The following is a 25,109-nucleotide window of genomic DNA, read 5'->3' as shown; positions in this document are numbered from 1 at the left end:
GCAATTTTTGAGGTGGTCACATGGAAAAGAATATATCGCAGCCAGCAATTGGTTCAGAAAGCAAACTCCCGAGAAGTTGGCAGTTTTTCCGTTCGGTTGAGCGGTCAAAATTAGCGTTTGCCACGATAATAGTGAGTGGAATACCCGCAAGCCCAGGCCATTCTGACGCGGCCATTGAGTCAAAGGTCCGTGCCGAAATTGAGCTATTTAAGTCAGATTGGGCAAGTCTAACCAAGAGCCGTCGTTTACCCGGCCTACGATTTCGTGGTGCGTTTGAGTTTGATTTATCAAGAAGCCGGGATGTTCACGGTCACCGAGAATCACTATTCAATGATCTTGGGGTTCCGCCAGTTTCCGGCGATGACGTCATCATCAATCTGCATGTCCATTTGCTGGTGGCGTGCGGTCGATGTGAGGTAGATACGCTTTCGGAAGAACTGCGGCGAAAATGGCCGGGACGGTGGCGGGTGGTCGTCAAGTCATTGTTTGAAAAACAATCAACTGACGAGGCAGTCCGCAATATATATGGCTACATTAGAAAACAAATATGCCGATATTCAGAAGGTGGCGTAGGAGATCTTCCTGTCCGCTTTGGGAATGAATGGGAACCTGTTTGGTTAAAAAAGATTGGTAGACTATATAAATGTATGTCACTTGAGTTTAGATCATCTGACAGATGGTTATATAATATATAACTACAATCCGATGAATGCATGATGTCGCCTAATATAAATACACAAACATGTCGTATATGTTGAATTGCTAATAGATAAATATTCTGCATCTTGATGCCTGCATAAATATGACTGCAATAACATACGCAGGAGGCATCTAATGCTAAGTCTTAAAGATATTTACGATGAACTTCACTCTCTCGGGGTGGTTGGGTCGGGTCGCAGCTTTGGTGATTTTGCAAATCGCAGCCAAAGTTATTTGAGTTCATCCCTGTCCCGTTGCCGCCGCCCATCTGCCGAGGTTCTTCTGGCCCTGATACAGAACATCAACGATTGCCTCGACGCCACTATCGAGGCTGCGGCACTGTGCAAAAGCGATGAAGATCTAGGCGAATACGAGCATGGAATCAATGGGTTAAAGGTTTTAGAAGCCCGAGTATGGGGAGAAATATGGCGCCGGGCCGGTAGCCGAAATGGCTATTCGGCCAGCAACCGGTAAACGCTGGCCCGCCCGACCCCCAGCTTGCGGGCGATGGCAGCCGCCCCAAGCCCCTCGTCCTTCAGGGCACGGATTTCCTCGGGCTTTATCGTCGGGCGGCGGCCCTTGTATTTGCCTTCGGCCTTGGCCTTGGCGATACCCTCCCGCTGGCGCTCCAACATGATTTCTCGTTCCCACGCACCGATCCCGCCAAGCAAGGTAAGCATAAGCCGTCCCGTCGGCGTGCTTGTGTCCATCGCCATGTTGAGAACCCGCAGGGCCACCTTCTTCTGTTCCAGATATTCGGTGATCTGGAGGAGATGAGGGACGGATCGGGCCAGCCGATCCAATTTGCTCACCATCAGGACATCGCCCTCTCGGACAAACTCCAAAGCGGCAGCAAGCTGGTCGCGAGCAGCAACATCCACGGACGAAACTTGCTCCGTGAAGATTTTTTCGCAACCGGCAGCTTCCAGGTCTCGGTACTGGGCATCAAGGCCGGCCCGCTGATCAAGAGTGGATGTTCTCGCATATCCGATCAGCATAGCGGCCTCATGTCTTGTTTGTATTTAAGAAGCATATGAGAATATGTCTCAAATGTCAAATTGGCACATATACGAGACACTTATTTGGGCGGATTTCGGTGCCTTGCTGAACCTTGGTCATGCGAGACGCGGGGTTCATGTCCCTGGCACAGGCGCAGCAGCGCCTTTGCCGTCTGAGCTCCGGGGGCTTGGTCGAATTGATCAGGCTGCCGCAGAGGCATCGGTGGCGGGCAACCCGCTATAAGCCTGAAAAAACCAAAGCATTCACTCAATGGGCGTCGGTATGCCCATTGCGAACAGGAGAAATGTAATCATGACAACCCATAAATCATTCGCAACTATAACTGCCAACCTAATCCCGACCATATACTCCCAAGCCCACATGGTAGCGACATGTGAGATTGATGATATGTTCGAGACATGTGTTTGTGAATTGAATGACATCAAGGACACTTTTAAAAAACACCACATACACGCCATAATGTGTATCTTCAAAAGCAATGAAATATACCTGGGGGAGACACCAACTCCAGATGGTTTCAATCGTTACTATGAGCTTCCTGTTATATACCACTGCGTTGTATTCAAAAAAAGAAGCGATGCAGTTAAGTTTAGAATGATTTGCGATGATGAGACGTGGGCCTTGAATAAAATATATGTTATTAAACGCGGCGACACATACCTTTCGGTAAAGAATAGGATGAGCACTATCGTCGATGATGGAGAAGACAGCGATATAGACGATGACTTCCCAGCTCCCGTTCCGGTTTGTGTTGAATGGGTGCGGGATATAAACAAAGCATATCGTTCATACACTACAAATAGTATTCTTCCGAGACTTGTTGGTGCAGAATATGTAGCATTTAACTGCACCAATGGCGATCTCCACACCCCAGTGGGCTGATGCCGAAACGCCTCCCCGCTTTTGCAATTCGGGGACTTCCACGACCTGCTAAACGCTATCCAGGCAGCTCTCACGCTGATCTGAAACCCCAGAACGCAAGCTAAATCACCCATTATCACGCGCCGGGCGAATCATCCCCGGCGCGAACAGGAGAGATTTGATCATGAAAATCCAAAAAAGCATCGCTAATATTTCATCAACATTAATACCAACATTATACTCACAGGGATATGTGTTGGCTACTGAGCTTTATGAAGATGAGTGTGAATATGAAAACATTATAGAGGCATTAACAAAACAAAATATACATGCAACAGTTTGTCATTTGACGAGCCATGAGATTGGTTCATGGCAAATGGGGTTTGCTCGGTATTTATATGATTATTATTGCATTGTGTTCAAAAGCAAGAGTGATGCCGTTCGCTTTAAAATGGCTTATAGTGGAAACTGCTATCCGCTTGATATGGTTTATGTGATCAGGCGAGGAAGATGCTATCTAAAGGTCTTAGATGCAGATTTTAATACAGGTCGCGTCACCGTCGGATGGACACGTGATGTCAACAGGGCGCATAGATCATATTCAAATAATAGCGATATTATAGATATATTCGATGCCGAGTATGTAGCGTTCCCATGCACTAATGGTGATCTTTACTATCGTCAAGGATAAGGGGTGCCCATCTACGCTTAATCAGGCTGTAAGGGGGCGAATTGACTCATACTGGCCCGGCGTGCCGGGCCGGTGTGGTCCTATCTGTCAGGTGATATCCTTCTCAGCACACACAAGCTTTGATCGGCTCAGGGGGAGTGATGCGTCATTGACCTCCGGCGGCAATTTTCAATCGGGTGATCGCCATTTCAAGTTCGGTAGCGATCTTGCGACGCTGATCGGAAGCCTTGGCCTCCCTCAACCGCCGCAAAGAGCCCTCAGCCTCGTTCAATTCCTGCACGGCCACTGTGGCAGACTGGGTTGCTAAACGCAGCTTGACCGACGAGATCTCCGCAGCCTTGCCATCTTCATAAGCCTTGTCGATGGGGCCGCTCTGGGCCAGGGCTATTGATGCAGGGGTCAGCATGGCCGCCACCATCATCACCATCAGGGTTTGCTTGATCTTCATGTCGATCTCCTTCACTGGGTTGATGATTATGCGCCCCACTCTCGGACCAGCACCACCAGGGCCGAGCGGGCGGCGCGGCCAATCAGGCTTTGGCCCTGGCCGCTGATCTGGACATGGCCGATCAGCTTGAGGTTGGGGGCCGTGCCATCCAGACGGATGGTAACGCGGAAGAAGCTTCCCTGGGGCACCAGAATCTGGCCCGATACCCGCACGGGGATGTCGCCGCCATGGAGCGAGGCCAGGGCCGAATCGGTCAGAACCTTGATCGGATTGCGGTCGATGGCCAGCACCGTGCCGGTCATACCGACATGGTCGAGGCCGTGAGGAATGAAACGGGCCTCGTCGCCCGGCTTGATCCGGTCAAGATCATCCTCGGCCACATAGGCGGTGGCGATGGTGGCGCCATCAGCACGGATCAGGCCCAATTGCTGCTTGGGGGACAGCCAAGCGCCGGGCTTCAGATCCGGCAGTGGATCAAGGAAGATCCCGGCATGGGGCGAGGTAATGGTCAGACGTTCGGCCTCGGCATCCAGGGCCGCCTTCTCAGACCCAAGCCGCGACAACTCCTCGGTCAGGGCCGACAGCCGTTCGCGGCCGAAGGGGTCGAGCTTAACTGCCTCCAACTCAGCGGATTTTCCCGCCAGCTTGGCGGCGGTGATGGCACGCCTTGAATCTATATCGGGGGCGGTGAAGGCCAGCAACTTTGTTCCCGCCGCTACATGCTGGCCGCGCTCGACCAGCACCGCTTCCAACCGGGCCGGAGCGGGCAGGAATAGCGGCGCCATAATCTCGGCGGCGACCGAGGCCGGAGCCTCAATCCGGGTCCGCCATGGGATCACCGCGACCACCAAGGCAAGGCCGATTCCCAGCAACGGTCGCTTCCAGCGGGTGTTCTTGAAAATGCCGTCGCGACGCTTGGCCCATTCCTTGACCTCGTTCCAGATGGGCAGGAACACGAACCAGCCGATCTCGACGGCAAACAGCAGCACGCCAACCGCCTTGATGAAGAAGTGATAGACCAAAGCGGCGATGCCGAGGAACAGCATCAGGCGGTAGATCCAAACGGCAAAAGCAAAGGCGACCATGGCCCTCTGGCGGCCTGGGTTCATGGCTTCCGGCGCTGGCTCGCCCAGATCGAACAGCACTTCGCGAAGCCACCACTTGGCCATGGCGAAGGAACGCGGATGCAGGTTGGGCAGTTCCAGGGCGTCCATGGCCAGGAAGTAGCCGTCGAAACGCATGAAGGGGCTTAAGTTTATGGCCAGCGACGACACCCAGGTGAAGGCAGCCAGCACAAACACCGCTTGGCGCATGCCACCATCGGGCAGGAAAGCCCAGAGCAGCGTGGCCCAAGCCGCCACGGAGAGTTCGGCCATGATCCCCGCCGCCCCGACCAGGAGCCTTTGCCGCCGCGACGCCAGGGTCCAGGTCTCGTTGACGTCGGTATAGAGCACCGGCCACATCACCAGGAATGCCACCCCCATGGTCGGCACCCGGCACCCGAACCGCTTGGCGGTCAGGCCATGGGCCAGTTCGTGGATCACCTTCACCAGTGACAAGGCGATGCCGTAGCTGACCATGCCGCTGACCGAGAGGGTATCGACCAGGGTGGCGGTGAAGACCTCCCATTGCCGCACCAGCAGCATCAACCCGAGCAGCAAGGCCCCCAAGGTGGTCCAACGAAACCACTGGCTGCCCAGCCAGGACACCAGCGGCAGCATGGCCCCCAGGAAGCGATCGGGCCGCACCAGGGGAATGCGGAAGAACAGGTAATGGTGCAGCAGCCAGTTGAAGACGGAATGTTTCTCCGCCGCCGCCTGCTCGGCCAGCCGCGTTGTATCGGCATGGCTGTTGGCCTGGGTCAGCTGATTGCCGTGGAGGAACTTGGCGACATCCACCACCTCCTCGTCACTCATGTCGATGGTGGTTTCGGAACGCACCGCCTTGGCGACGTCACCGGCGGTGCCACCCCAGCGGCTCAAAGCCTCGAAGGCGGCCCAGCCGATGCGGAAATAGCGGTTCCGGACCGGATCGCGGATGGTCCAGGTGGGCGAGCCGTCGAGGGAAGCCGGACCCGGATGCAGCGATAGCTCATCGCGCAAACCCGGCAATGGCAGGGCGGCGGAATCCATGGTTACAGACCCACGAAGTTACGCACGACCGCCAGCGGGCGCCGCGCCAGCCAGTAGATCAACGCCACCCGATGGCCGTCGAGCCGGGCGGTGCCCTTCAATCCCAACCGGGGACCGCTCTCGCCCTTGGCCAATTCCGCCCGCACCCGATGACCCAGTGTTCCGTCGGGCTGGGGAATGGCTTCATAGGTGACGTAAAGCAGCTTGGCCGACACCGGCGACAGCGGATCGGCATTGAGAAACAGGCTGACCGGGTCACCCTTCTCCAACGCGATGACATCGGCAGGGGCCAACCAAGCCTCCACCTCGACGTCATTGGGCGATGCCACCGCCAGCACCTTCTCACCCACATTGACCGGGCGGCCTTGCCATTCGGCGGGATCGTCCAGCACCGCCACTCCGGCACGCGGTGCCTTGACCTGGGAGCGGGCCATCAAATCTTCCAATTGCGCCGCCTCGGCGCTCCGCTCCTCGATGCGGGCGCGGATGATGGCAAGCTGCCCCTTGGCCTTGGAATCGAAGAATGCCTGCTGGGTGGCCTGATCCAGTTCAGCCTGGGCGGTGGACAGCGCCTTTTTGGCCACCTCCAGCTTGCCGGTCAGGGTGGTGCGATCCAGTTCGAAGAGAATGTCTCCCTCGGCCACTTGCTGGTTTGGCCGGACATGCACCTTCTCGATGACGCCGTCCATGGGCGAGCGGATCACCGCCGGATTGTGGGCCACCACCTCTGCCGGGGCCAGCACCGACAGCCGCACCGGGAACAGCAAGGCCAGCACGATTCCCGCCGCCAGCTTCAGCCGGTAGCGAGGAATGGATGTGATCTTTCGCTTCCATTCCGTCACCGGCGAGGGCCGATGTAGCACGGCCCAAGCATGGCCGTAGAAATCCGAAGCACGGGTTAGCAGGGCAATGTCCTGCTCGCCCCAATCCTCGTCACGGGCCAGCAGCAGGGTTCCGAGTCGCTGGCCGTCGCGGTCCTTCAACGGCAGCAGCAGGGCATGGCGAGGCAGCCACTCCGACCATTCTGCCCCATCGGCGCCATCGAGATCGGCGGGGACGACTTGGCGCACGTCATCGGATGCCAGACGCTTGAACACCCGCTCCAGCCACAAGGTGAACGGTGCCCCGGCCTCAATCCCGGCAACGCCGGATACCGCCTTCAGTCCCTCGCCCTCGATGAACAGCGCCGCTTGGCGGTAGAAAGCCAAGGCCCGGCTGTCATTGACCATGACAAAGCCCAGTTCGGTGGAATTGGCCGCCTTCCTCGCGTGTTCCTCCAAGCCCAGCAGATTGATAAGCGGGTTGTCGCTCATGGCCCGATATCAATCATGGTTGGGGCATCTGCACCCGGCCGGTCATACCGGCGATCAGTTCGGGATAATCGCCCTTAACCTCGGCCACCACCTTGACCGAATGGCTGACCGCATCGACCTTGGCCCCTACGCGGGCGATCTTGGCGGGATAGACCTTCTTGACCTCGTCCACCGCCACCTGGACCACCAGACCGGGCTTGAGGTTTCTTACCCAGCCCGACGGCACGATGAACTCGGCCTCCAGGGTCGAATCGTCGAGGATGTCGAGAATGGGCTGACCCGCCTGAACATATTGATGGGCTCTCGCCTTCTGCTCGACCACCCGGCCGGAGAACGGCGCACTGATGCCGCATTTGCTGGTGACGGCGCGGGCCGAGTTGAGCTTGGCCTGGGCTACGGCGGCGTCCGAGGCTGACTTCTCGGCTTCCAACGTTCCGGCCGAGTTCAGCTCCAGCAGACGCTTATGCACCGATTTGGACTTCTCCGCCGCCCCCAGCACCGCCTGGGCCTCGTCCAACTGCGCCCTTTGAATGACGCAGTCGAAACCCACCAGGGTCTGGCCCTCCTTGAATCGGTCGCCTTCCTTGACCGTGATGCGGTCGATTTTGCCCGGCAATTCGGCAGATAGGGTCGTGAACTGCACCGCCACCAGTTGGACCGGAATCACCGGCTCCTGAGCTTGTGCTCCGAAGGACAGCAGGCACAGGGCCGGGACCGCCCATCCCCAGCGGGCCAGAAGCCCGCCCTTTCCCGAGATTGGGCGGATCGGAAAAAGCAGCGTGGCGATGACTTTGTGCATCATGCTCACCGCGCCAGACGTGCAATGGACGCATGGCGGCTGGCCTCTACCGGGGCTGTATGCTCAGAATCAGCCACGGCAGCGCCATCAAACATCCAGCGTGGCTCCAGAGCCATCAAGCCCAGATTCACTTTCCTTCGGCTGCGCTGGATGGCGTTCATGATTGCTCGGTCCTGGCATTTCCAACGGATTCCGGCAGATTGAAATCCGGCAACTTCCTGGTCAAAATCGCGATGTCCTTCAAGGAAAGCTGACCATCCGACCTCGCGGGGGAATCTGGGTCAAAACGGCGAAGCGTCATCCGACGGATGGCGTTCCTGGCGGCACGGGCGAGCGCTTCACCGATCATCGTCGTTTCCCCGATCAGGAATGAAGGAAGGGGCGGAAGCGAGCCTGCAGCCAATTTGTTGGATGAAGTCCATTCCATCCCTCCCTTCTCGGACCGCCTACCTGTTGATGGGGCGCCCCAACCAATCGATAGGGCGATCCGATGGATTGGCCTGAGCGACCTGGGAAGCAGCGGGATCGACGGTCATGGAAACCGGCACCGTCACGGTCGGAGGCGCTTGGACAGTCGGAGCTGTGGCCTCCTTGGTCGGGGCGGAGAGTTCCTGGACCTTGTCGGCAATGGTGCGGCCCAACCAGCCCAGAGCATCGGCAACCACGTCGCGCTGTTCGGGTTCGGCCGAAACATCGGGCTTCACAGCCTCGATCACGGCGGGCGCAGCCTGCGGCACCGCATCGGCCTTCACCACCGGCGGCATGGCCAGGACGATGGCGCCCGACAGACCTTCCAGCGAGTGCGACGCCACCCGCTCCGGCACCGGGTCGGCGCCGATGGTGGCTTGCAGCTTGCCATAGGCCGACTGCATCTGGGCATAGGTCTGGAAGCGGCGAAGCTCGGCGGCGATGGCCGAGGTCTCGGTGCTGATGCGCTCGATCTCGTTCTGGGTGCCACCGCGCTGCTGGTTGCCCGAGGCTTCGGCCAGACGGGTCTCAATGCCCCACAGCTTGTCGGCCCGCTCGAACTGCTTGGTGGCGCTGGCGAACTGATGCGAGATCACATGGACCTGGGCCAGTACCGCCATGCGCAACGCGATGCGCTTGGCATCGGCCACCTTTTCGGCACTGTCGGCATGGGCCAGCCGGTCAGGAGCCGACAGCAGATTGATCAGGTTCCAGGTGACCTTGGTGCCCACATCATTCCAGCGGTTATCCACCAGAAACGAGTTGGAATCGTATTGACGCGAGAAGGACAGGGTGACGCCGGGCAGCAGCTTGAGGATTTCCTTGTGGGTATCGTCAATGGCGATGCGGCTCTGATAATCCTGCTCGCGCAGATCGGGGTTGTTGATCAGCGCTGCCTCTTCCATCTGCTCGATGGGCATGTCCCAGGCGGGGATGGTCATGCCGTTCTTTTCAGGCACGTCCAACTTGAAGTCGCTGCCTGGCGCCACGTTGATCAGGGCGGCAAGCTCGGCCTTGGCCGTGGTCAATTCCTGGTCGATGGCCTCCAACTGGCGGATGCTTTCCAGCAGGGTCTTTTGGATGCGCAACGTCTCGGTGGGGTTCTTCAGCTTTTCGGCCTCGACCCGCTCGGAATCCTTCAACGCCTTCTCGGCAGTGGCGATGATTTCGGTTACCTTGCCCTTCAGGGTCTGGGCGGCGGCGGCCCGCCAGAAGGTGAAACGCACCTCCTGGACCAAATTGTTGACGGTCTTGCGCCGCTTTTCCTGAGCGATGAGCGCCCGGTCGGCATTCTGGTGGGCGGTGAAGTAGCTGACGCCGAAATCCAGGATGTTCCAGGTCAGGCCCAGATCGTTGGTGATGGAGAACCGATCCGCCGAATAGCTGGGATTCGAGGTGCTGGTGGTCTGGGTATACAGATCTCGCGATTTGGTGGCGTTGGGGGCCGAGCGCTCGGTATAACCGGCATTGGCGGTCAGCTTGGGCAGCAGGTCGAAGCGGTCGAGACTGGTCTGGCCCAGCGCCAGAGCCTCGTCCATCATCTTGGACCGCTTATCCAGATTGTACTTCAGAACACGGGCCACCGCGTCGGACAGGGTCAGCGGCTTGGCCATCACCTCCTGGCCGTCGAACATGGCGGCGCGGTCGGCCTTGGCCTTGGCCGAGAATTCATCCTGGGTGAACGGCGTCGGCGTCACGGCGCAAGCCGACAGCAGGGCGACGGTGGAAACGGCGGCCAGCAGGCGGGTCATGCGAGCGGAAGCAATGGTCATGGTGATCTATCCCCTGGGGTCAGGAAAAGCGGATGGCGGCGTTGCGGGCAGCCAGCTTGAGTTGTTGGGTGAAGGCGATCTTGCCCACCGGTTTGTCGCGGAGGTGATGGCCCAGCTTGATAACGTTGCCGTCCCGGACGGCGCCGGTTTTCTCCGGCAGGCCGTTGATGCGGATGGTGATGGTGGCTTCCTGGCCCTTGTCGTCGCGGGCGATGATGCGGACCACCATGGTCCCCTTGAAGTCGGCGGGCGGCTGCCCCGCCAAGGTGCCAGAGCGGGAGTCGAAATTGAGCCATGACGGCAAGGGCTGCCCCGTTACGCGAGCCGCGCTCAGCGTGACTACGGCATCGGAACGGCTGTGGACAAAGGCATCCGCCGGAATTGTGACCTTCATGGGGCCATCGGCCAGTGGAGGCACCTGAACCTCGGGACGAAGGGCGAGCAACCCCTCGACCGGAGGCCCGCCTTGAGTCGCGGTAACCACCGGTACGCGGAATCCGCCATCCGCCGTCGGAGGCGTAAGCTGGGTCGTCATCACCACAGGAATGACCGGAGGCGCCACCACGACCGGAGTAACGGGAGCCACGGCCTTGGGGGCCTCGCTGACTTGCGTCTTGGGCGCGTCGCCAGCCGGCCCTGCGGCGGGAGCCTTGGGCGCTTCGGCGACCGGGGCTGCGACTGGGGCCTGTGACGGTGCGGAAATTGGAGTGAATACCGGCGGTGGCGTGGTATCGCGGACGATGGTCTTCGGCAGTTCAGCGACAGGCTGGGGCTGGGCCGGCGGAACCACCACTACCGGCGGCGCGGGTTGCGTAGTGGGCGGCGGTGGCGGCGGTGGTGGCGCGACGACAGCGGCAACGAAATGGTTCACATTGACCGTGACGTTGTGGTCCGCGTTCGTATTGCCGTCGGTTTCGCGAATCGCCAAGGTATAGGATGGCGTGGTCGCGAAATTGAACTTGGTGGCGTCGGCGACGGTGATGGCGCCGGTTGCCGCGTTGATGCCGAACAGTCCCGAGGCGTTGCCACCTTGAATCGACCACGTGACCCCGCTGGTGTCGCCGGTCCCGGTCAGTGTCGCCACCGTGACGCCATTGGCGCTGTTGTCACTCAGGGTGACAGGTGCCGGAGCGGTCCAGGCTGGAGCCACATCGGTAACAGTGATGGCGACGGCCTTGGACGAGGTGCCGTTGTTATCCGTGGCGTTGATGGTGATGTTGTAAACATTGGAATTAGCGGCACTGGCCGGATTTTCAAAATTCGGCGGCACCTTGAAGGTCACTGCGCCGGTCGTGCTGCTGATGTTGAACTTACCGGCATCAGCTCCCGCCAAGGCATAGCTCACCGTGCCACCACTGGCGGTCGCCGCCGCCGTATAGACAGTGCCGGCACCGTTCTCGGCAAAATTGGTGGTGGCGCCCGAGCTGAAGGTCGGGCCGACATGGTTCACATTGACGGTGATATTGTGGTCCGCGTTGGTGGTGCCGTCGGTTTCGCGCACGCTGAGGCTATAGGAAGGCGTCGTTCCGAAATCGAACTTGGTGGCGTCGGCGACGGTGATGGCGCCGGTGGCCGCGTTGATTGCGAACAGACCTGAGGCGTTGCCGCTCTGGATCGACCAGGTCACCCCACTGGTGTCGCCGGTCCCGGTCAATGTCGCCACTGCGGCGCCGTTGGCGCTGTTATCGTTCAGAGTGATGGGAGCCGGAGCCGTCCAGGCGGGAGCCACGTCGGTGACGCTGATGGTCACCCCCTGCGACGCCGTGCCATTGTCATCGGTTGCGCTGATGGTGACGGAATAGGAATTGGAGCTGGCGCCGCTGCCCGGAGCCTCGAAATTGGGGGTGGCCTTGAAGGTCAGCACGCCGGTCGAGGTGTTCAGATCGAATTTGCCGGCGTCGGTTCCGCTCAGGGCATAGGTGACGGTGCCGGTTCCGGTGGCCGCCGCCGTATAGGCGGTCCCCGTGCCGTTCTCGGCGAAATTGGCGGTCGCGGACGAGGTGAAGCTGGGGCCGGGGGGCGGCGTGCCGCCGAAGGGGGTGCCATCCGAGGCGTATCCCTCGACAAACCCGGCATTCCAGGCGTTGAACGTCATGGAGGTTCCGGAGTTGCTGAACGATCCCAGGGTTCCCACCCCCATGTCGCCGACCAATCCGATCTTGCCGCCGGTCAAGAGAATGTCGCGCGCGTTGATTTGGGCGCTGCTCGTCCCGGTTTTGCCCCACACATAGGCGCCGGACGAGTCCAGCTTTACCTGGAACAGGCTATAAGAGCTCAGGCCCGAGACGGTGCCCCCGCCAGCAGGATTCAAGTCAATGGAACTTCCATTGGTCACGCCGCCGACATAGACGTTGTTCGATGCGTCGGCGATGACGGCGATACCGTTGCCGCCGTCGGTCCCCGCACCACCGATGCTGTCGGCCCAGATATAGGCCCCATTGACGCCGCTATATTTGGCGACATAGGTATCCGTCGATCCGCCGGAAGAGCTAAGGTTGTGCGTGGCCACGCTAGGGTCGAAATCCTTCGTCCCGCTGTAAACGCCGGCGACGATCACGTTACCAGCCGCGTCATGGCTAAGAATGCTGTGTCGAGAACTTGGCGAGAACGGAAGCGCGAAGGCCCACTGATTGATGCCGCTGGAATTGAGCTTTTGCACGAACATCGTGTCTCCGCCCAGAGACGACGTCAGGTCGGACGCCGTGCCTTGCGGGTTCATGTTCACGGTCGAGCCGCCGGAGATCAGGCCGGAAACGAAGATGCTGGTTCCGTCCGAGTCCACCGCGTAGCCCCGCTCGGTTCCCTGGGCCTGCGATGCCGGGTAATTGTAGGCGTCGTAGGCATTCACCCATTGGGTCGCGCCAATGGCATCAAGGCACAAAACATAGGCGGCGTTGCCGCCGCCCCGGTCCGTGACCGTTGTTCCACCGAAATTCACGCTGGTATTGAAGGTTCCGATCAGGACGATGTTGGTTCCGCCCACCACGGCCACATCCATGGCGTTGTCACTGCCCGTGCCGCCAAAGGTCTTGGTCCAACCATAGGTTCCATCGGATGCGAATTTCGTTACGAATATGTCGTAACTGCCATTGCTGGTGATGTTGTCATTGGTCGATCCGGGATCGAACTTGGCCGTTTTCTGGAAGCTGCCGGTGACAATGACATTGTCGCTGCTATCGACCGCGACACCAAGGCAGGACGTGAATGGATTGTTTGTCCCCAGCGGAGAGACGCTGTCGCCCACGATCTTCGACCACAGGAAGGATCCCGACGACGAATATTTGGCGATGAAACCGGCCTGGTTGCCCGCGCGCTGCGCCGCCGAGGTTATTGTGGCGGGACTGGATGAATCTAGGGCGACGCCGGTGTCAAAAGAACCGGCAACATATATGTTGCCGCTGGAATCAACCGCCGAGGCATTGGTGTTGATATAGGCATTGGTGTTCGAGGGGTGGTCGATCTTGATCTGGAACGCCGATGGGCCGACAAGGTCGTGGCCGTAATTGGCAAGACTGGAGGCGTCCAGCGGCGAGGCCGTCACCTCTCCGATGGTCTTCTCCAACGTCCAATCGCCCGAGGCGCCGGTGGTGTTGTCGGACGCGGCCACGTCCGCTCCGGTCGCGGCGGCCAGTCCGGCGATGAATTGCTGGCCGTCGTCTCCCTTGGCCAGATTGCAGTTGTAAAGCAGGATGTCGCCCCCCGCCGCCAGGGCGTGGCCGATCTGGGCCAGTTCCGCCTGCACGGTCGCGTCGTTCAGCGCTGTCCAGGTGATGTAGTCGCTGCCCAGGTTCAGGACGGCTTCACCGCCATGGGACAGCACCGAGACGCTGTCATAGCCGGAATGGGTCTCCGCCCACTTGGCCATCTGGGCCAGGCCGCTCTGGCCGCCGTCGATTTCCTGGACCTCGATTCCGGGCTTCACCGCCGCTTCCAAGGTCTGGTAATCGGCCACCGAGGTATCGACGAACACCACCTCCTTCTTGCCGCCATCCTGGGCGGGATCGGCGGCGCGGACCTGCACCGGCGCTGGGGCGTCGGGGATCAGCGCCTTGGCCGCCGCGTCGGGGGCGGCATGGGCGGCATCGGCCATGGCGGCGCCATCGAACATCCAGCGCGGCTCAAGGGCCATCAGGCCGAGATTCAGACGTTTGCGTCGGGAAGGAACAGAAGTCATGGCATCAATCCTGATTGCGACTCGCCTGGAAGCGGGTCGGGGGCATGCCGAAACGGCGGGTGAAGGCGGCGGAAAAGGTGGGGACGTGCGAATAGCCCAGTGAAAAGGCGATATCCTTGATGGAGGCGCCGCCATCCATCACCAGGTCGCGGGCGCGAACCAGACGCCAGTCCACCAGCCATTCAAAGGCGGTCATCCCGAACACGGCTCGGAACTGGGCGTTGAGCTTGCGGGGCGGCACGCCGACCATGCGGGATATTTCGGCCATGGACGGGGGAGAAACCGGATCGGTCAACAGAATGTCGCGGACGGCGAAGGCGTGCCGCTGGTCATCGCTCTCGTCCGAAGTCGAAACCTCGTCCACCAGCAGTTCGATGACCTTGCTTTGGACATACAGATTGAAGGCCGATCCACGATAAGGCGTGCGAGAAAGGTCCTCGGCGACACGGCGCACCAGGGCGGAATTGGCGATTTCCACCCGCTCGCACCCACCGGACAGCAGCCTCTCCAGGCTGGAACCGTGACCGTTGCCATGCCCCAGCATGATGCGCAGCCGGGCGGGAGAAACACATGCCACCAAGGCGTAATCACCGCCCGTCTCCGCCAAGCGTCCATCGGAGACCGACAACTGGACCATGGCTTTCAGACGCTCTCTCCGCGCATGGGAGAGCGTCAGGATCACCTCCAATCCTTGGCCGACCTGGATATGTTGAATATCGCTTGGCATGCGCTCTCCGCGTCGAATGTCTCGACAGCGGGATTAGAGCGCAGAGGGTGGCCCGAATTGAACCGAGGCGGTGTACGAAATCCTGCCTAAAGTGTTAGGAGGGCGTGCCGGGAGCGTAATATACGCTCGCCCGCTCATCACGGAATCCGGCTGGCGGCACTCCGAAACGCTGGGCAAACGCCGCAGCAAAGGCGCTACGGTGAGAATATCCCAGCCGATAGGCGATTTCCTTGATGGATAATTCGCCGACAGCCAGGAATTGGGCGGCCTGCGCCATTTTCTGGTCCAACAGCCATTGCTGTACCGTCATGCCAAATTCGCGTCGGAACGCCTCGTTCAGGCGGCGGGGCGAAGTTCCCACCTGGCGGGCGACATCCATCAGATCCGGCGGAGAGGCGAGATCGGTCAGCAGCAGATCACGCGCCGCCAAAAGGCGGTGACGCTCCCGGCCCAGCACGCGGTCATCGCCGGAATCGCCCTCATCCATGAGATCGACCACCGCCGACAGCATTTCCAGAACCTTGCCCTGCAGGAAGAAATTCAAGGCATTCCCGCGAAAAGGGGCGGCGCGAACATCGTGCGCGATGCGTCCCATATGGGCCGTTCGAGCCGGGGTGAGGGCCAGCGTCTCGGGGCGATCATCAAGCATCCTGGCCAAGGGACGTGGGCAACGCGTTTCGCCGAAGAAATCACGCAGCCGTTCCGGGGTCAGCGCCAAAGCGACGTGCTCGAAGCTGCCCCCTCCCGGCAGGGCTCGATAGAATGACGCGGGATGGCGGCAGATGCCGACGCTGAACCGCTCCTCATCCGTCACAATGGGGGCGCTGATTCCAGGCCGGATACATTCGTCGCCCCCCGCGAGAAACACCCGAATCCAGAGCTGGGTGTCATGGGGCATCACGACTTTCTTGTAGTTGACGTTCGGCACCCCTTTGGCGAACACATGAAAGAAATCCGCCCCGTCCCCCAAGGAATGATGGGCGAAGGTCTCCGGGTGACGACGGATCACGGTTTCGCGCCCCACCTCCGGGGCGTCAACCCAATGTTCGATTATCGACATGCCCATTCTGCCTAATCACAACCAGGATGTTTGGCTTTGGCTTTCGCCATCAACGCCTCATTCGCCCTCGTGCCCGAATTTCAGGCCCATTGATCGGATATCTCCGCATCACGAGGGCAGACACGGCGAGGGAATGACTCTACCTGAAACTGGGTCGCACTTGCGAGCCGAGGAAGATACGTGAAATGGAAAGGTTAAGACGCGCCAATGCACGCTGGCTGATGAATGGCCAATCGCATGTAGACTCCACCGGCCACTCCCGATGATATTGAGCGGACGCTAATCCCGGAGACGGCCGATGCGCTCCGCCTATGAGTTCCTCAAATTCAGCTGGCTTCTGGAAGACGAGGAGGCAAATTTTCAGCCTTGGGATGGCGACGTCGATCGCCACCCCTACCCCATGCCACCCGAGGTCGGCGAGGCCAGTTTCTCCAAGATCGAGCTCGCTCTGGGAATGACGCTGTTCCGCACCACCCGGCGCTTTACCCCGGCGTCGCTGGGACAATTGATCCATATCGGGCATGTGGAGGGGGCTTTCCCCGGCGAGTCCCTGATGGTTCAGACGGTCGTCGGCGGCCAGGTCATCCATCACGAAAAATACCCCGCCGCAGAACTTATCTTTCGCCCCGGCATCGACCTCTTCCGCTTGGCCGACCGATTGAGCGTCGATCCCGTCGTCGATGGGTCGGCGGATGTCGTCATGACGGCATTGACCATCAGCCGGACGGTCCTAGGGCATCTGGTCGGCCACGACATCGCCGAACGCACGCTCGACGCATTGGAGTTGACGCCAGCCCCCAGGATCAAGGTGCGGTCGATGCCGCCCCATGTGTCGGCTCATTTGCACAATGCAATCCCCCATGACCTCAATGGGGCCACCCGTCGGTTGCTATGCCAGGCACGGGCGCTGGAATATCTGACCGCATTGATCGAACACCTGGGAACCAATGTCGCGGCGTTTCCACCGGCATCGCTGTCGAGGAAGCAGGCGCAGACGCTCCACCAGCAACTCACCTCCATGCATGGGAAACTGCCGACGCTGGAAGAGCTTGCCGTGCAATTCAATGTCTCGGCCCGATCCCTGAACAACGCGTTCAAGGCCGAATACGGGCAGCCCATTCATGCCTTCATCACCGAGCATCGCCTCGCCGAAGCCCATAAGGCCATAGAAAGCAGCGAAATCCCCCTCAAGACCTTGGCCCAGCGCCTGGGCTACATCCACACCAACCATTTCCTGGCGGCATTCCGCAGGAAGTTCGGCTATCCGCCGGGAAGCTTAAGGAAGAGGCAAACGCGGGAACCGTAACGCCGCCTTCCAAGACAGCCTGGGTGAAAATAGCGCAGGCTGACGCCACGGCACCGCCTTGGTGATACAGCAAATTATTCGCAGGGCCGGTTGAACCCTGGACGCTGCAGGCGCACCTCCTATGGGGATGAGGTGCGCCTTATGTCGATTCGCTCCATCTCCGCCTATCTGATTGCCGCGATCCTGGCAGGCTGGTCATCCTTGCCAGCGGCGTTGGCTGCGGAGATGAGCGTGACGGCGGATGGCCGGACCTTGGTGATCAGCGGCTTCATCCAGGAATGGGACCATTGCGTCGCCGCCCGCCTCCTGGCCGCCAACCCGACCATTCGACAGGCTCGCATCAATTCCCCCGGCGGGCATGCCTGGGCCGGAGCCTATATCGGCCGGCTGTTCGGTTGGGCCGGGCTGGAGGCGGTGGTGCCCAAGGGTGCGGTGGCGGATTCGGCGGCGGGCGTGGCGGTGCTCGGTGCGCCGCGCAGGGTGATTGCTGGCGAGGTCGGTCTACATGGCCCGTGGCTCTCGCGTCCGGATCAGTCCCCTTTGGCGCGAGTTACCTTGGCCGAAACCTCGGCGGAGATGTCCTCGGTGTTGGAATTGGGCGGCATGCCGCCCGAACAGATATTTCACGCTATGAAAACCGGTCGCGATCGCCTGTACCGGATCGATGGGGCGACGGCGGCCTCATTCCATCATCGTGGCCAAACGGACCCGGCCATGATCCAGCGGACTGCCGCAACCTGCCGTGCTATTTCATGAAGGTGGACTGAAGGATTTCATGCTCGATTTATATCCATGACGGTCGCGCTGGCGCTGCTGGCGAAACCCGGAGCCCTCTACGCACGCCGCAATCCGTTCGTAACGCTTACCCAAACGGTAGGCAGGTTCATATCGGCTGATTTATGTGATGTGACGTCACAGATATGTCTAACTTAAATGCTCGTTAAAGTATTATCGACAACGGACTTTCAGCGTGCCATCCTGACCATGTTATCGCTATTTGACATCGTGAATCTCATGGAACTGGCCGTGGTTTGGGCTGCGGCCAGTTTCAAATCGTTTTCCTCAAAATTGAGGGGCTCATGGACAGGGGGGTGGCGACAATACTATTTAGGGTTGTCATCTCTGTGGCTGTTCATGACAGCAAAAATGCTGATGCCCGGCCCTTAATCCGACGCCCCTAAAGAACGGCGCTGGACCCGATGTTGATGTGAAAGCGCCATCCTCATTTGGCGGGTTCTATAGGCTTTGTCGGGAGCTGATATTCAGCAGCCTGATAACTGCATCAAGCGTGCTGGCGTTGCCGCCATTGCTCAACTCGCTATAGGCATGGAGTGTGGTGTTGTGATTGTAATGGCGCTCGATCATCTGCACAGAGGTCATGGTGTTTTTTGCCACTGACTCCACCCGCACACCTTGCCGAAGTTGCTTGGTGATGTAGTAGTGACGCAGACTGTAGAGGGTTCGTTTCTTGCCATCCACGTCGTGGGAAACCTTTGCCTTGCTGCACAGGGTTTCAAACGACTTTTTGAATGATGCAAACGCAAACAGAGGCTCCTGATCGTTGCCCGGATCGCGTCGGCAACTGCGCATAGTCCGCAACCGACCAATCCCCTCGTTAGTGGGGACGATAGCCCAAGCCCGGTTGCTCGTGCCCTTCTTAGCCTTTCCAGCCAGCACCAGACCGTGTCCTGTTATCGGGTTGGGGGTGACATGCCCCCATTTAAGTTTCCTGGCAGTTGAGGGCCGCATACCGGTTTGGGCCATAATGACCACGTAGCAGTATAACTGGAACCGCTGCCACGCTTCGGGATCATTGATCCACGTTCTGTTCCCATACAGGGGGTCATTCGGGCCAAGCCGAAAGCGGTTCCGGTAGCGTTTTCGGGCAAGATGGCGGGCTTCATCAAATTGTGCCCACGCCGTCACCTTGAGCTTCTGATAGTCTGCGTCTTCTAATGTGGCTCGTGGCTCCATATCTTTGATGGAGAAGTTGTTGATCTTGGGAATATCACGTTCCTTGATCGCCTTTTTCGTCACAGCGAAATCAAATATGGCACGCAATGTGGTATTTTCGTTGTTTAGCGTTGATGGCGAAGGATCTCCCTTCTTTTTGCGCCATTTATAATATGATTCCAATGCGCCTCGTTCGATGCAGTCCATTGCCATCTTGCCGAAATACGGCTTGAAATACAGGCGAATTGGGGTTTCAAACGCAGAATATTTCAGGGGGTTCTTCCCCTTCAGCCCGTCGTCGTCAAGATGGATCAGAAAGGCATCTGCGACCGCGCCGAACAGGCTGCCATCCACCGGCATCGCTTGTTGCTGTCGGTTGGTCATGGCAGCAAGTGCGTCGGTGGCGATCTTCGCCGCCTGGGTGGGGTCTTTGGTCCTGGTCGATTTTATAGCATAACCGGAGCCATCGGGCTTTTTCACACGAAATTGCCAGACCGGGTCTTTCAGGCCAGCCCGTAAATAGATGACTATGCCTTGGCTAACCTCTCGTAGTTCCTGATAAAACTCTTTAGCCATGGCAATGCCCGCAGGTTTTGTGAACTCACTTTGTGAATATGTGGTGGCCTTGTGAAAAATACAAGCATTTCTGCGGATTTTAGAGGATCATAACCCCCTTGCGATTTATCTAACCCATTGATTTAATTTGGTAGTGCTAGGTTTGTAATCAGGGGGTCGCGGGTTCGAACCCTGCAACCGGCACCAAATTTTGCCATATAATACAATGCACTATACAAATACCAGCCAGGGCGGCCCTGCTGGTATTTGGCGTTAGCAGGGTAAAAGTAGGGCAAATGGGGCCGGGGTAGCTTTGGGGCACTTTGGCGAGGCTGCACGGGATTCCCAGTGTAGCGGCGCGCGCGATTTTGGACAAATCGGTGGGCGCTTTTAGACGATCCGGGACGGCAAAGGCGACCGAATTGAGGTTCTCTTAATAAGCCTTTAATACCCTTACCCCAGAGGCCATTGCCAACGGAGTGATGCCGATGGGCGCGGATAGGAAAGAGCAACTGCGGGCGCTGCTGCGAGAAGCGGCCCCGGCCAATGACAATGCTTTCGATTGGCAGGGCTGGTGGGGCGCCCGGCAGGCAGAAGAGAGGCGTCTCAGCCGCAATCTTACCCGCCGATTGTGGCGGGACGCCCTGATTGCCGTTGTCGTGATTGGGCCGTTGGCGGTGTGGGGCGGAACGCATTTTGGCCGCAAGGCCAAGACTGAAATCGAGATGAGCCATCTGCGGGACGTGACGGCGTTTTGCTCCAACCAATCCCAGGTGATGGCCGAAGCCCAACCAGGCGACGGGCGTCGCCTGGTTGGTGTCCTTGGCATTGGCGAACTGGCCGATTGCAAGTGGATGACTGTCGAGGAGGCCGAATATATGAAGACCCTGCCCGGCTTCCGCGAAGTTCGACGCAACTAAGGGCATGACGGCTTTGGATAAGGCTGGGGCCGCATTCGCAGGTCCCGTTTGAAGGCCGGTTTGACGAACAGCAGATAGCGGTATTGCCGCAGGGTGCGCTTTGTGGCGCGGTCCAGGTTGGCGCGGAGGTGATCACCGCGCTGGCCTCCCTTCTTATGGGCGGTCAGCAGCATCTCATGATAGGCCTCGCCATCCAGTTCATAGAAGCGGGTCAGATGGCTACCCAGGAACAGGAAGTTTGCCGCCTGGTAGACAACCCCCAACCGCCCGCAGCGTTCATCGGCGAAGGATTGTATCCACTTCACGCGGGGGCAGGCCCGCTTCAGGTACTTCACCGCGTAGCTGATGGCCCGGCTCTCGCTGTTGCGGGGCGCCTTGTCATCAAGCCACATGCGGTTCAGTTCCAGGTACTCGTCCACCTCGGTGTTGGCGACGATCTTGGACACCTGGCGGGGATTGAGGGCATAACCAAGCTGCATCACCCCCACCAGTTCTCCAGCCATGAAAATGCCAAGGTGGACGTAGGAATTGTTGACGATGCGCCGGGAGTAGTGGTTGGTCCGGATGATCTCTACCGCCTGGGGGCGGGGGATGGTGGCCACGTAGAAATCTCGCGTGCCGAAACCGGCCACCGCCAGGCTGCCATAGACATAGCCCGGATCATGGTTGGCCGGGGGATGGATCATTCCCGGAAGTGGGGGATGGTGGGGCTTTCGCGCCATAGGCATCAACCTTTTCATGTGACGCTCCATGGCGCTCTGGCGGGGGGCTCGGGGTGGCCCTCAAATGGTTCAGCGTGCCGCAACGCGGACACTTGATTTCAAGGGCCTGGTATTCTCCCCGGCCAAGCAAGCGGCGACATTCGCCGCACCGGATGGACTCCATGAACTCTGACCTTTAAAACTGCCCCACCCGGCGCACGGGTGCGGGGATGGCCGGAATACCGGCCGGGTCTGGTCATGCGGGAGCCTTCCTCCTGCGGTTTGGGGCGCGCCAACGCCCCATCCCCCCGCCGGCCGAGGCCGGCGGGCGTAACTTCACCACACCACCGCTGCCACTTCGGCCAGCGTTTCGGCATCGGCTACGGCCTTGAGCAACCCGCCCAGGCCATCCTCGCCCGACAGCTTGTCGCTGTTGGCCTGCACCCAGGCGGCAGCGGCCAGCCCAACGGAGATGGTCTGAGCGGCGGTGTGGGGGCGTTTAGCCCAGGCGCCGGCCGCGTCCTTGCACCAGATGGTATAGGTGCCGTCGGGGGCCACCTGGGCCTGGGAAACCCTGCCCTGCAAGTTGGCCCGGTCGTTGGACGACATGGGGTAGGTGTGAGGCGCCCCGAGGGCGGCGTGGACGAACCCCGCCATGATCGCCGCCGCGCAGGCGGCGTCCAGCTGCATCGCCTGGTGGGCCTTGGCATCGGTCAACAGGGCAGCCATCTCCTCGGCCGTCAGGGGACGGGTCTGGCGGACATAGGTCCAGATATCGTCCGCCTTGACCGCCTCCCAGCCCGCCACCGTGCGGGTGGCGTCGTCGTACTCCTCGGCGACACGGCGGGCGCGGGCAATACCGGCGGCGTCAAGGTCATCATCGGACCAGCCGTCCAGGGCGGCGCGGCTGTAATTGGCGCCCCGATGTTCAAAGGTCTCGCCGCCCTCGATGACGGCGGTGACGGCGCCATCGGCGCCCAGGGTCAGATAGACGGTGTCGTACATGTTACAGCCCCGCTCCGTTGTAGATGATTTTGCCCTTGAGGCCGCTTGAGCCGCCCGCCACCACCAGCATGCGGTTGGGCGATATTCGAACAATGCCCCAAGAGCCCGACCCAAATGTGTTGCCGCCCAGCGGGATGGCTTTGAGGCCGCCCGCCGAGACCCGCAGGGTGAGGTCCATGCCGTCCGCCTGATTGTAATAGGCGAAGGTCACGGCCAGCGGCGCGCCCCCCGACAACAGGGCGATGGTCCCCCTGCCCAGCGCCACCGCCGACAGCCTTGACGACAGGACCGCCCCGCTCGACAATGTGACGACGGCGCCCATGGTGATGGCGGTGGTGGTGACGCGGATCAATCGCCCATAGGTGACGGTCCCCACCGACCAGATGGCGAGATAGCGGCTCGATGCCCCGCCCCACATGTCCAGCGGATTGGACAGCGTGCAGGTATACGGGTCCGCCGTCGCGGTGATATCGGCGGTGGCAACCACCGATACGGTGGTGGCGGCATGAGACAGCAACGCCAGTTGCGCCAAGCCGGTGCTGAGCGTGGTGTGATAGGCCGCCGCGCTGGCGTCTGACCTCCAGGGGACGGCGATACCGCCATTGGTGCCGGAGCCGGAGGTAAAGGGGGCCAATGTAATGGGTGATCCCATGCTGCCCAGCGTGGTGCCGCTGCGGCTATTGACCGCCACCTGGACGCCCGCATTGTTATTGCAGCACGTCATCAGGCCGCGCCCGGTATCCAAGGGATAGGCGAAATTCCAGCTGCTGTTGGCGACAAAGCTGCTGCCGCTGACCTGGGCGGCCAAGATGCCGGTGCCGTCGTGTGTAATACCGATCGGACGAGGATTGCTTGGCGTGCCGGATTGGGTCATGCCCCATATCCATGACGTGTCGGCGATGGTGATGCCATGGGCGCTGGCGCCGCTGCGAGTGACCACCCAATTGCCCAGGGTGGCAAGCGTCGTGCCGCTGATCGTCAGCTTGCGGGCGTTGGCGGTGACGGCCGAACCGTCAAAGCAATGCACCGCGCCGATGGTGGCGGCGTCGGTATCGGTCGCACCGCTCCAGACGTTGGGATAGCTCGACAAACCGCCGAGCGAATAGTTGCTGGCATGCAGCGTCACCCAGGCGCCATCCTGGGCACCGGTGTACGTCTCCCAGGACGGGCGGGACGCGGCCCCAAACAGGATGGGTAGGACCATCTTACGCCCCTCCGGTGATCATCGGCGCGGCGCGCAGCTTGGTGCCGTCGTACCAGGCGATGATGAGGACCGTGCCGGTCAGGCCGGTGGGCGCCCCGGCGGTGCCCCAGTCCCAGATGGCATTCCAGCCGGGCGTATAGCCGTTGGTGGTGATCTGGAGCCCGTACATGGTGTTGGCCACCAGATTGGTGGGCGCCCCGATGGTCCGCCCGGCGGCGGTGGTCAGCTTGGCCCACTGGCCATGGGTCTGGATATTCCACGCCACAGTGGCCTCGTCGGTGAGTGGGGTGCCCACGTGGGGAGATTGGCTCGCCGCCCACACCAGCGCCTGGGACAGGTTGAGCTTGAGGCCGGCGGCGGAGAGGACCAGCGTGGCGCCGTCCAGCTTGACACGGGCATTGTCGGAGCCGTCATTCTCCAGGCCATGGCCGATGCCCAGATAGGCCAGGGCGCGCAACGTGCTGGCTAGGACATATCCGACCAAGTCGGGCGCGGAGGCGGTGATCATGGCAGCGATGGCATCGCGCATCTGGGTTGGGTTGGTTTCGATGGGGGTCAGCCCGCCCGCCACAATGACGGCCAGAATTTCATCCGTCACGGCGTTGGACCAAGAGGCCGGGTCCATGGACGGCGGGTAGGAGCCGTCCGCCGCCCCATCGGTGAACTTGCCGTTGTGCAGCCTTACGGCGGGATCGCTGGGATAATCCATGGTCCTCTCCTAGACGTACCAGATACGGGTGTGGGCGGGCTTGAGGCGGGCCAGCGCGCATTTCAGGGCCTCGGCGCCCCAGCTTGCGAAGGGTTCGCCGTGGCGGCCCTGGCCATGTTGGCGGCGCTGCACCAGTTCGGGGGGCAGATGCACTTCCCAGATGAACTGCATCTCGGGTCCGCCGTAAGGCGTGCCGTGGCAGCGGCGGCCATGGAAGCGGGCGCGGCGTTCGACGATGGTGATGTCAAATCCCAAGGTGCGGGCCAGTTCCTCGAAATAGGCGATGGACTGGCCGCCGTTGGCGGTGAGCTTGGCAACCACCTGGGCGCGGCGTTCGGCGATGGTGGCGGCCGGGCCGGAACAGGGATCGGGCAGGCCGCACACCCGTTCCCAATCGGGCAACAGCTCAAGCGCGGTGCTTGGATCGGCCTCGTCCAACAGGTCCATGGCGCGGTTGTGGGCGCGGGCCAGGCCATCGGCTATCGCCTGCAACACCATGGTCAGGGTGGCGCTGGCATCGCGGGGCCAGGCGGCGCCGCTGGGCAGCAGCGCCTGAAGGTGGGCGAGGTATTGATCGGGGGTGGTGCGCATG

At 60.4% G+C, this 25,109-nt stretch carries 25 protein-coding genes; 7 read left to right on the top strand and 18 right to left on the bottom strand.

The features are described 5' to 3' along the window. Positions 1–20: 20 nt before the first annotated feature. Positions 21–695, top strand: coding sequence for a hypothetical protein (locus ACV4UZ_RS07750; protein ID WP_491600325.1), 675 nt, complete (start codon positions 21–23; stop codon positions 693–695). Between the two features lie 139 nt (positions 696–834). Beyond that, the gene (locus ACV4UZ_RS07745; RefSeq protein ID WP_491600324.1) at positions 835–1,173 is read left to right on the top strand and encodes a DUF6626 family protein; all 339 of its coding nucleotides are present in this window, start codon (positions 835–837) and stop codon (positions 1,171–1,173) included. On the opposite strand, the gene ACV4UZ_RS07740 is transcribed toward ACV4UZ_RS07745, so the two are convergent. Beyond that, positions 1,152–1,697 (bottom strand): recombinase family protein, encoded by a 546-nt coding sequence (locus ACV4UZ_RS07740; RefSeq protein ID WP_043744884.1) that lies wholly within the window; start codon positions 1,695–1,697, stop codon positions 1,152–1,154. The genes ACV4UZ_RS07745 and ACV4UZ_RS07740 overlap by 22 nt on opposite strands. Before the next feature lie 313 nt (positions 1,698–2,010). Here ACV4UZ_RS07740 and ACV4UZ_RS07735 point away from each other — a divergent pair, with 313 nt between their 5' ends. Then, complete coding sequence (locus ACV4UZ_RS07735; protein WP_491600323.1) at positions 2,011–2,601, top strand: hypothetical protein; 591 nt, start codon at positions 2,011–2,013, stop codon at positions 2,599–2,601. Positions 2,602–2,764: 163 nt separating this feature from the next. Further along, positions 2,765–3,271, top strand: a complete 507-nt coding sequence (locus tag ACV4UZ_RS07730; RefSeq protein ID WP_491600322.1) for a hypothetical protein — start codon at positions 2,765–2,767, stop codon at positions 3,269–3,271. Positions 3,272–3,416: 145 nt separating this feature from the next. Here the strand turns inward: ACV4UZ_RS07730 and ACV4UZ_RS07725 are convergent, their stop codons facing one another. The 10 genes from ACV4UZ_RS07725 to ACV4UZ_RS07680 form a co-directional block, all read right to left on the bottom strand. Beyond that, a complete protein-coding gene (locus ACV4UZ_RS07725) occupies positions 3,417–3,719 on the bottom strand; it encodes a hypothetical protein (protein ID WP_491600321.1) in 303 nt (100 codons plus the stop codon). Between the two features lie 26 nt (positions 3,720–3,745). Beyond that, positions 3,746–5,851: a site-2 protease family protein gene (locus ACV4UZ_RS07720; protein WP_491600320.1), complete on the bottom strand. Its 2,106-nt coding sequence runs from the start codon at positions 5,849–5,851 to the stop codon at positions 3,746–3,748. A 2-nt stretch (positions 5,852–5,853) separates the two neighbouring features. Continuing rightward, complete coding sequence (locus ACV4UZ_RS07715) at positions 5,854–7,164, bottom strand: efflux RND transporter periplasmic adaptor subunit (RefSeq protein WP_491600319.1); 1,311 nt, start codon at positions 7,162–7,164, stop codon at positions 5,854–5,856. A 13-nt stretch (positions 7,165–7,177) separates the two neighbouring features. Beyond that, complete coding sequence (locus ACV4UZ_RS07710) at positions 7,178–7,966, bottom strand: efflux RND transporter periplasmic adaptor subunit (protein ID WP_491600318.1); 789 nt, start codon at positions 7,964–7,966, stop codon at positions 7,178–7,180. Between the two features lie 2 nt (positions 7,967–7,968). Next, on the bottom strand, positions 7,969–8,124 hold the full coding sequence (locus tag ACV4UZ_RS07705) for a hypothetical protein (RefSeq protein WP_491600317.1): 156 nt from the start codon (positions 8,122–8,124) through the stop codon (positions 7,969–7,971). Beyond that, positions 8,121–8,390, bottom strand: coding sequence for a hypothetical protein (locus tag ACV4UZ_RS07700; RefSeq protein WP_491600316.1), 270 nt, complete (start codon positions 8,388–8,390; stop codon positions 8,121–8,123). The genes ACV4UZ_RS07705 and ACV4UZ_RS07700 overlap by 4 nt, the downstream gene beginning before the upstream one ends. A 19-nt stretch (positions 8,391–8,409) precedes the next feature. Continuing rightward, positions 8,410–10,203, bottom strand: coding sequence for a TolC family protein (locus ACV4UZ_RS07695; protein ID WP_491600315.1), 1,794 nt, complete (start codon positions 10,201–10,203; stop codon positions 8,410–8,412). 19 nt (positions 10,204–10,222) lie between these two features. Further along, positions 10,223–14,377, bottom strand: coding sequence for a DUF4347 domain-containing protein (locus ACV4UZ_RS07690; RefSeq protein WP_491600314.1), 4,155 nt, complete (start codon positions 14,375–14,377; stop codon positions 10,223–10,225). Between the two features lie 4 nt (positions 14,378–14,381). Beyond that, complete coding sequence (locus tag ACV4UZ_RS07685; RefSeq protein WP_491600313.1) at positions 14,382–15,014, bottom strand: helix-turn-helix transcriptional regulator; 633 nt, start codon at positions 15,012–15,014, stop codon at positions 14,382–14,384. Between the two features lie 184 nt (positions 15,015–15,198). Next, a complete protein-coding gene (locus ACV4UZ_RS07680) occupies positions 15,199–16,164 on the bottom strand; it encodes a helix-turn-helix transcriptional regulator (RefSeq protein ID WP_491600312.1) in 966 nt (321 codons plus the stop codon). A 298-nt stretch (positions 16,165–16,462) separates the two neighbouring features. Here ACV4UZ_RS07680 and ACV4UZ_RS07675 point away from each other — a divergent pair, with 298 nt between their 5' ends. Then, a complete protein-coding gene (locus ACV4UZ_RS07675) occupies positions 16,463–17,470 on the top strand; it encodes a helix-turn-helix transcriptional regulator (protein ID WP_491600311.1) in 1,008 nt (335 codons plus the stop codon). Between the two features lie 141 nt (positions 17,471–17,611). Then, positions 17,612–18,226 carry a hypothetical protein gene (locus tag ACV4UZ_RS07670; protein ID WP_491600310.1) on the top strand — a complete coding sequence of 205 codons (615 nt, stop codon included), beginning with the start codon at positions 17,612–17,614 and terminating at the stop codon, positions 18,224–18,226. Between the two features lie 480 nt (positions 18,227–18,706). Here ACV4UZ_RS07670 and ACV4UZ_RS07665 read toward each other — a convergent pair whose 3' ends face one another. Continuing rightward, positions 18,707–19,999: a site-specific integrase gene (locus ACV4UZ_RS07665; protein WP_491600309.1), complete on the bottom strand. Its 1,293-nt coding sequence runs from the start codon at positions 19,997–19,999 to the stop codon at positions 18,707–18,709. Between the two features lie 467 nt (positions 20,000–20,466). Between ACV4UZ_RS07665 and ACV4UZ_RS07660 the strand changes: the two genes are divergently transcribed. Then, positions 20,467–20,898 (top strand): hypothetical protein, encoded by a 432-nt coding sequence (locus ACV4UZ_RS07660; protein WP_491600308.1) that lies wholly within the window; start codon positions 20,467–20,469, stop codon positions 20,896–20,898. On the opposite strand, the gene ACV4UZ_RS07655 is transcribed toward ACV4UZ_RS07660, so the two are convergent. From ACV4UZ_RS07655 to ACV4UZ_RS07630, 6 genes are all read right to left on the bottom strand, one after another. After that, a complete protein-coding gene (locus ACV4UZ_RS07655) occupies positions 20,895–21,584 on the bottom strand; it encodes a Mom family adenine methylcarbamoylation protein (RefSeq protein ID WP_491600307.1) in 690 nt (229 codons plus the stop codon). The genes ACV4UZ_RS07660 and ACV4UZ_RS07655 overlap by 4 nt on opposite strands. After that, a complete protein-coding gene (locus tag ACV4UZ_RS07650; RefSeq protein ID WP_491600306.1) occupies positions 21,559–21,783 on the bottom strand; it encodes a Com family DNA-binding transcriptional regulator in 225 nt (74 codons plus the stop codon). Before ACV4UZ_RS07650 ends, ACV4UZ_RS07655 begins: the two co-directional genes overlap by 26 nt. A gap of 152 nt (positions 21,784–21,935) precedes the next feature. Then, positions 21,936–22,604, bottom strand: coding sequence for a DUF4376 domain-containing protein (locus ACV4UZ_RS07645; RefSeq protein WP_491600305.1), 669 nt, complete (start codon positions 22,602–22,604; stop codon positions 21,936–21,938). Between the two features lies 1 nt (position 22,605). Next, positions 22,606–23,808 carry a hypothetical protein gene (locus tag ACV4UZ_RS07640; protein WP_491600304.1) on the bottom strand — a complete coding sequence of 401 codons (1,203 nt, stop codon included), beginning with the start codon at positions 23,806–23,808 and terminating at the stop codon, positions 22,606–22,608. 1 nt (position 23,809) lies between these two features. After that, positions 23,810–24,517, bottom strand: coding sequence for a hypothetical protein (locus tag ACV4UZ_RS07635; RefSeq protein WP_491600303.1), 708 nt, complete (start codon positions 24,515–24,517; stop codon positions 23,810–23,812). 9 nt (positions 24,518–24,526) lie between these two features. Further along, positions 24,527–25,108, bottom strand: coding sequence for a YmfQ family protein (locus ACV4UZ_RS07630; RefSeq protein WP_491600302.1), 582 nt, complete (start codon positions 25,106–25,108; stop codon positions 24,527–24,529). Position 25,109: the final 1 nt, after the last annotated feature.

Source organism: Paramagnetospirillum sp. (assembly GCF_058402745.1).
The sequence above is the reverse complement of the archived record's forward strand: the minus strand, read 5'-3'. Positions and strand labels throughout refer to the sequence as shown.